Origin of the sequence: Micromonospora sp. RV43 (assembly GCF_001029515.1) — a bacterium.
GTDB lineage: Bacteria > Actinomycetota > Actinomycetes > Mycobacteriales > Micromonosporaceae > Micromonospora > Micromonospora aurantiaca.
Genome location: NZ_LEKG01000267.1, coordinates 1 through 6,473, shown reverse-complemented (window position 1 = coordinate 6,473; position 6,473 = coordinate 1). Strand labels below are relative to the sequence as shown.

At 74.7% G+C, this 6,473-nt stretch carries 8 protein-coding genes; 3 read left to right on the top strand and 5 right to left on the bottom strand.

Translation table 11 applies throughout. The features are described 5' to 3' along the window. The 4 genes from rarD to eccE all read right to left on the bottom strand — a co-directional run. A partial coding sequence (rarD, locus tag ABD52_RS35405; RefSeq protein WP_047894598.1) for an EamA family transporter RarD occupies positions 1 to 868 on the bottom strand: 868 nt, incomplete at its 3' end. After that, positions 865 to 1,353, bottom strand: a complete 489-nt coding sequence (locus ABD52_RS35400; RefSeq protein WP_047894597.1) for a GNAT family N-acetyltransferase — start codon at positions 1,351 to 1,353, stop codon at positions 865 to 867. The genes rarD and ABD52_RS35400, both read right to left, overlap by 4 nt. Positions 1,354 to 1,456: 103 nt before the next feature. Continuing rightward, entirely contained in the window at positions 1,457 to 1,843 is a 387-nt protein-coding gene (locus tag ABD52_RS35395; protein ID WP_013283623.1) for a phage holin family protein, read from the bottom strand. A 67-nt stretch (positions 1,844 to 1,910) separates the two neighbouring features. Continuing rightward, positions 1,911 to 3,713 carry a type VII secretion protein EccE gene (eccE, locus tag ABD52_RS35390; protein ID WP_013473565.1) on the bottom strand — a complete coding sequence of 601 codons (1,803 nt, stop codon included), beginning with the start codon at positions 3,711 to 3,713 and terminating at the stop codon, positions 1,911 to 1,913. 245 nt (positions 3,714 to 3,958) lie between these two features. On the opposite strand from eccE, the gene ABD52_RS35385 reads away from it, so the two are divergent. Then, positions 3,959 to 4,276 carry a WXG100 family type VII secretion target gene (locus ABD52_RS35385; RefSeq protein WP_041784049.1) on the top strand — a complete coding sequence of 106 codons (318 nt, stop codon included), beginning with the start codon at positions 3,959 to 3,961 and terminating at the stop codon, positions 4,274 to 4,276. Between the two features lie 20 nt (positions 4,277 to 4,296). Further along, positions 4,297 to 4,590 carry a WXG100 family type VII secretion target gene (locus ABD52_RS35380; protein WP_013473567.1) on the top strand — a complete coding sequence of 98 codons (294 nt, stop codon included), beginning with the start codon at positions 4,297 to 4,299 and terminating at the stop codon, positions 4,588 to 4,590. A 61-nt stretch (positions 4,591 to 4,651) separates the two neighbouring features. Here ABD52_RS35380 and mycP read toward each other — a convergent pair whose 3' ends face one another. Continuing rightward, entirely contained in the window at positions 4,652 to 5,866 is a 1,215-nt protein-coding gene (gene mycP, locus ABD52_RS35375; protein WP_047894596.1) for a type VII secretion-associated serine protease mycosin, read from the bottom strand. Positions 5,867 to 6,018: 152 nt separating this feature from the next. On the opposite strand from mycP, the gene ABD52_RS35370 reads away from it, so the two are divergent. Further along, the coding region (locus ABD52_RS35370; protein ID WP_161801657.1) for an SseB family protein at positions 6,019 to 6,473 on the top strand (455 nt) is incomplete at its 3' end.

The window sequence follows — 6,473 nt, the reverse complement described above, 5'->3', positions numbered from 1 at the left end:
GGGAGTGGCGCAGGGCGTCGGCGGTGAAGACCACCAGGGCGAGCCAGACCAGGGCGAAACCGGCCAGCCGGGCCGGCGGCATCGGCTCGTGGAAGATCAGCACGCCGCAGCCGAGCTGGAGGATCGGCGCGAGGTACTGCAGCATGCCGACAGTGGACAGCGGCAGCCGGTTCGCCGCCCCGGCGAACAGCAGCAGCGGGATCGCGGTGGCGGCCCCGGCCAGCACCAGCAGTGCGGTGTGCCCGGCCGAGATGTGCCCGAACGTCGAGTCGCCGCGCGCCGACAGCCACCCCAGGTACGCCAGTGCGGGCAGCGCCAGCACCGCCGACTCGACGAACAGCCCTTCCGTGGCGGGCAGCGCGAGCTGCTTCTTGACCAGCCCGTACCCGGCGAAGCTGAACGCCAGGGTGAGCGCCAGCCAGGGCAGGCGGCCGTAGTCGACGGTGAGCACCGCGACCGCGAGCGCACCCACGCCGAGCGCCGCCCACTGGGCGCGGCGCAGCCGTTCCCGCAGCACCAGGACGCCGAACAGCACCGACACCAGCGGGTTGATGAAGTAACCGAGCGCCGTCTCCACCACCCGGTCGGAGTTCACGCCGTAGATGTACGTGCCCCAGTTGACCGCGATCAGCGCGGCGGCGAGCCCGATGCCGGCGAGCGCCCGGGGTCGCCGGGCCAGCTTGCGCAGGAAGCCGGCGTGCCGCGTGGCGGCCAGCAGCAACGCCACGAACGCCACCGACCAGAGGATCCGGTGCGCGAGGATCTCCACCGGCCCGGCCGGGCGCAGCAGCTTCAGGTAGATCGGGAAGAAACCCCAGATCAGGTACGCGCCGACGCCGTACAGGTAGCCGAGCCGGAGCTGGTTCACCGCTCCACCGTAAGTGGTGGATCCTTATCTTGGTCCTTATCGGTGACCGGCGTCACCCGCTGATCCAGCTCCATCCACCGATCCGCTGCGACCGGCTTGAAGCCGATCTTCGCGTAGACCCCGTGCGCGTCGAGCGTGGCCAGCAGGATCCGGCGTACGCCCAGCTCGTTCAGGTGGTCGCGGACCGCGCCGGCCAGCCAGGTGCCCAGCCCGCTACCCCGCTCGGCCGGGTCCACGTACACGTCGCACAGCCAGGCGAACGTGGCCCCGTCGGTGACCACCCGGGCGACAGCGACCTGCCGTCCGTCACCCGGCCGGTAGACGCCGAAGCCGATCGAGCCGGTGAACGCGCGCGCCACCGTCTCCCGCTCCCGCCCCAGCGCCCAGTACGCGTCGGTGGAGAGCCAGACGTGCACCCGGTCCAGGTCGATCCGATCCGGGTCGGTGCTGATCACGTAGCCGTCCGCGCGGGTCAGGGTGAACACCCGGCCGAGGCTAGTACCCCCGGCCGGGGCCCTCGCCAGCCAATTCCCTGCGGCTGGCCTGGTGGTCCCGGCCGGCCGCGAAGGCGGCCGGCCGGGTCCGGTGTCAGTCGCGGTCGAGGACGGCGCCGAGGATCCAGGTGACGATGCCGACGAAGAGCGCGCCCAGCACCGCCTCCGGCCAGAACCCGTCCACGTGGAAGGGCAGTCCGGCCTCACCGGCGATCCAGCTGGTGAGCAGGAAGAGCAGGCCGTTCACCACGAGCGCGATCAGGCCGAGGGTCAGCAGGTAGAAGCCGCACCCCACGGTCTTGATGATCGGCTGGAGCACCGCGTTCACCACACCGAAGATGACCGCGACGAGCACCAGCGTGATCACCGTCTCGGTGGCCGAGTCGGAGTCGAGCGAGATGCCCGGGATGAGCAGGGTGGCGAGCCAGAACGCCACCGCCGTCGAACCCACGCGAATCAGAAGACCCTTCAGGAAATCCATGGCCGGGATCGTGCCACGGCCGTACCACCAGGGGAAGGCTCGACCTGGTACGCGGCGGTGCGGCTCGTCAGTGCCGGGCCGGGCGACCGACCAGTTGCGACTCGACAGGTGTGGGCGAGAGCAGCGCCCAGCGCAGGGCCCGCCGGTTGACCACAGCCACCATGTCGTCGCGGATCCGGGTGAGCCACTCGGCGGAACCGCCCAGGCCCAGCGCCGCGCCCGCCAGCGCGGCCTCGTCCGGGTCGAGCGGCTGGAGGATCGCCAGGTCGGCGCGGGCCAGCGCGGGCGTGTCGGCCGAGGTCAGCTCGTCGCGGACCACCAGCACCGACTGCCAGGCGGCTGCCGGTCCGGCCTCCGGCGGCACCGGGCCGGCGTCCACCACCACCAGCAGCGGGTGCAGCGGCGAGCCGGGCGCGCCACCGGCCGGACGGCCCGGCGGGAGCAGCGGTACGCCGCCGCCGACCGTCCCGACACCCCGCACGAACGGCTCCCAGAAGCGGGGGCGGCCGGTCTGCACCACCACGCGCGCGCCGAGCGCCAGCGCCCGCAGCACGAGCAGTTGCGCCGCGGGCACGCCGCCCACGAGCAGCACCCGGGTCGTGGCCGGGCGGAACAGGCGGACGGTGAGTGCGGCGCCGTGCCGGTTCGCGCCCACCATCAGGCCGGCGGTGGCCGAGGGCAGGTCCAGCGCGGGCGGAGGCGACCCGGCCGGGGACGCGGCACCGCCGGTCACCGCCAACGGCAGCGTGGCGGCCAGCCCGGCGAGGTGCTCACCGTCGAGCCGGCGCAACTCGCCGCCGACGTCACCGGCGATCCGGCGCAGCGTGCGTTCCGCCGTCGACAGCCCGGCCGCGCTCCCGGCCGCCACCCGTACCGCCAGCTCGGCCGGGACCGGCGCGGTGCCGGTGCGCGGACCGGCTGTGAGCGCGACTGTGGTGGCGGTCGCGGGCAGTGCGAGCAGGCGGCCCACCAGCCCTCGGGCCGCCTCGCCACGCGGATCCGGCCACCGGCGCAGTCGCCAGGTGGCCTGCGTCAAGCCACCGACAGTGAGCAGCGGCCAGGTCTCCCGTACCGGGGCGCCGGGTTCGTGGTGGGCAAGTTCGGCGATCACCCGCAGCGCCGCGTCGCCGCCCAGCGGCCGGGCGGTGAGCGGGCCGAGCCGGCGGACGAGTCGCCGCAGGGTGCCGGACAGTGCCCGCAACAGGTCCTCGTCCGGCCAGCCGTCTGCGCGCAGCACCTGGACGACCAGCACCACCCGTGCCCGCGCGGCCACCCGCCCGTCGGTGAGCTGGCGGTACGACGTCCCGGCCGGACCGCCGGCAACCGCGGGCACCGGTGCGGGCGACGACGAGAACACCAGTTGCAGCCGGATCGCGGGGGCGTCCGGACCGGCCGGGGGAAGCAGGTCGAACGGCGTGGGCAGCTCGTGCGCGTGGTCGCCGAGCAGGTCGTCCGGGTCGCCCAGCTCCAGGAGGGCGGTCAGCCCGGCGGCGTCGTGCAGCACGGCCGCCCCGCCGGACGCCTCGGTCGCGCCGACCACCGAGCCCGGCCGGAGCAGCCCCAGCAGCGCCGCCGGATCGGCCGCCGGTGGCAGGGCGCGCCGCCGCGTCACGTACGCGGCAGCGGTGACGAGCCACTCGTGCAGCCAGCGGCCGCGCACCCGGACCCACGCGGCCGGCAGCAGCAGGGCCGCCGACAGCAGCGCGACGGCCGTCGGCACGACACCCCGCCCGGCGGCTGCGACCAGCACCGCCGCCGCGACCTGGGTGGCCACGATCTGGCCGGCGCGCAGGCGAGCGGTCGGACGACTCGTCCACTGTGACGTGCGGACCGGGACGGACGCGGGCCGCTCGGACGTGCTCGCGGTCACCGCACCTCCTCGCCGGGTCTCCGCGTGACGCTGCCGTGGCTCATCGTAGTGGGCGGGTTGTCCACAGGGGAGCCCGAGGGGGTAGCAGAACCGGAGTCGGGCGGCTACCGTCAGCGACGAAATCGTCGAGTTGCGTGTCCGCCGCCACCGGGCTTCCCCCTCCACCGGCCCCGGACCCCCGCCGACGAGTCCACGGTGGTCACACGGTGGCCAGCCACGACCGAGGAGACGAGGTGACGTCCGGGATGTCCCAGACCCAGGCAGAAGCCGCGGTGATGCAGCAGACCGCCGCGAAGTTCGAGCAGGTCGACCAGTCGCTCCAGACCATGCTCAGCGGCCTGATGGCCGAGCTGGAGGTGTTGCAGCAGGCCTGGCGGGGTGCCGGTGGGCGATCGTTCGCGCAGGTCAAGCAGCAGTGGGCGCAGGACCAGGCAGCCCTTCAGCGGGCGCTGCGCGAGACCGCGACCGCGATCCGCAGCGCCGGCCGCCACTACGACGTCGCCGACACCGAGGCCGCCGGCCGGGTGGCGGGCACCAACCGCGGCATCCAGCTGCCGCTCTGACAACCGGAAGGATCGAATCCATGGAGCACGGTGTGCTGGTCGTCAACTTCGCCGCCCTGCAACAGGCGGGCGCCGACATCCAACGGGCGCTGTCCACGCTGGAGAGTCAGCTCGGTCAGCTCGAACGCGACGCCGCCCCACTGGTGGCGAGCTGGAACGGCGAGGCCCGCGAGGCGTACGAGGTGCGGCAGTCCCGGTGGCGGGCCGCCTCGCAGGACCTCCAGGCGATGCTGCGTGACATCAAGCTCGCCGTCGAGGACTCCGCGACCGACTACCTCGACACCGAGAAGCGCAACGCCAACCTGTTCCAGTGAACCGACGCCGCGCGGCCCGGGCAGGTGACCCGGGCCGCGCGGCTTCGCGCGTGGCCGGCGATCAGCTCGGAACTGCCGGGTCCGCCGCCCGCCAGCGCCTGCGTGCGCCGCGCGGCAGCACCAGGGCGAGCGCCGCCACCAGTGCCACCGCCCCGCCCGCGACGGCGGCGGCCAGCAGCGCCCGGTCCCGGGCCGTGTCCCGGCGGGACTGGCGGGCCAGTGCGGCCGGATCGGGCCGCTCGGCGGGAAGCGCCGCCCCCGGCCGGGTGCGGGAATCGGTCGCGCCGGCCGACTCGGTCACCGCCCGGTACGGGTTGAGCACCCCCGCGCCGTAGCCCGCGTCCCGCCCGGGCGCCGGGTCGGCGGCGGCCACGATCAGGCCGGCCACCTCGGCCGCGCTCAGCCGGGGCCGGTACTGGCGCAGCAACGCGGCAGTACCCGCCACGAACGGAGTGGCGTAGCTGGTCCCCTCCGCCCGCTGGTGGCCCGACCTGGGCGCCGCCATCAGCACCTCGCTACCAGGGGCGACCACGTCCACGTACGAGCCGGTCTGGGAGAACGCCGAGCGTGTCCCGTCCCGCCCGATCGCGCCGACGCCGAGCACCCCGTCGTACGCCGCCGGGTAGGGCCGGGGATCCCCGTTGTCGTGCAGGTTGCCGGCGGCGGCCACCACCACCACGTCCCGCCGCACCGCGTAGGCGACGGCGGCGCGTACGGCCGGGTCGTCCGCGTACAGCACGACCGAGAGGTTGAGCACGTCGGCGTCGTGGTCCACGGCCCAGCGGATGGCCCGGGCGAACCCGGCCGCGTCGACGGTACGCCCCGACTCCCGCCCGTCGACCACCTGCTGCTCGCTCACCCGTACCGGCAGGATGCGTGCGTCCGGCGCGAGGCCGCGGAACGCGACGCCGGGCTGCGGCGCGGCGGCGATGATGCTCGCCACCCCGGTGCCGTGCCCGGCGCAGTCCCGGGTGCCGTCCCCGCTCCGATCGAGGAAGTCGGCGCCGTCGAGGACGCGACCGGCCAGCTGCGGGTGGGACCGGTCCACTCCCGAGTCGACGACCGCGACCACGACCCCGGCCCCCGTTGCGAGGGGGGTGAGCCGTTCCGGGGCGTACCGCTGCTGCGGCCACGGCTGGTCCGCCACCGGGCGGGCCGGCGCGGGCGGCGAGGCGCAGCCGGCGGGTGCGCGAGCCGTCGCCGGAGCGGCCGGAACCCCGGCGACGAGGAGCGTCGCCAGGGCGGCCACGACGGGGTACGCGACTGGCCGAGACATCGACGACCTCCGTAACGTGTCGGCTCCGGAACGGGATGTTAGCGGCTCACTCACGTCGGGGCCGACCGTCGATGGCCAGAAGTCCTGATCTTGCTGCCACCTTGTAGGTTGTATGCGATGCCTGTGGCCTGTTCGCGGAAGGAGAGGTGGCCGTGACCGGATGGGAGCCGGCCACCGAGGCCGAGGTGGCGATGCGGGACGCGCTGCGCGCGCAGGACCAGCAGCAGTACTTCCGTGCGCTGACCCGCGTCGATCTCTTGCTTCCGGTCGCGAACGGACCGACCGCCGGGTGGGGCACCTGGACCTCCGGGGGGCGCACCCACGTGCTGGCCTTCACCTCCGTCGCCGCGCTGCGTGCGAGCCTGGGGGAGAACGCGGGCCCCACCCGCCGCGTCCCCTACCCGGACCTGGCGGCCGGCTGGCCGAACCCCGAGTGGTGGTTGGCGGTCAACCCCGGGCTGCCGATCGAGGGCTACCTGCCCGCCTGGTACGTGGCTCAGCTCTCCCGGGGCGACGTCCGGCTGCCCGGACGCACGATGGGCGCCCGGGCCCGGCTGGAACGGGTGGAGAACGCCACCCGGGGAGCCCGGAACACGGTGCCCGAGGC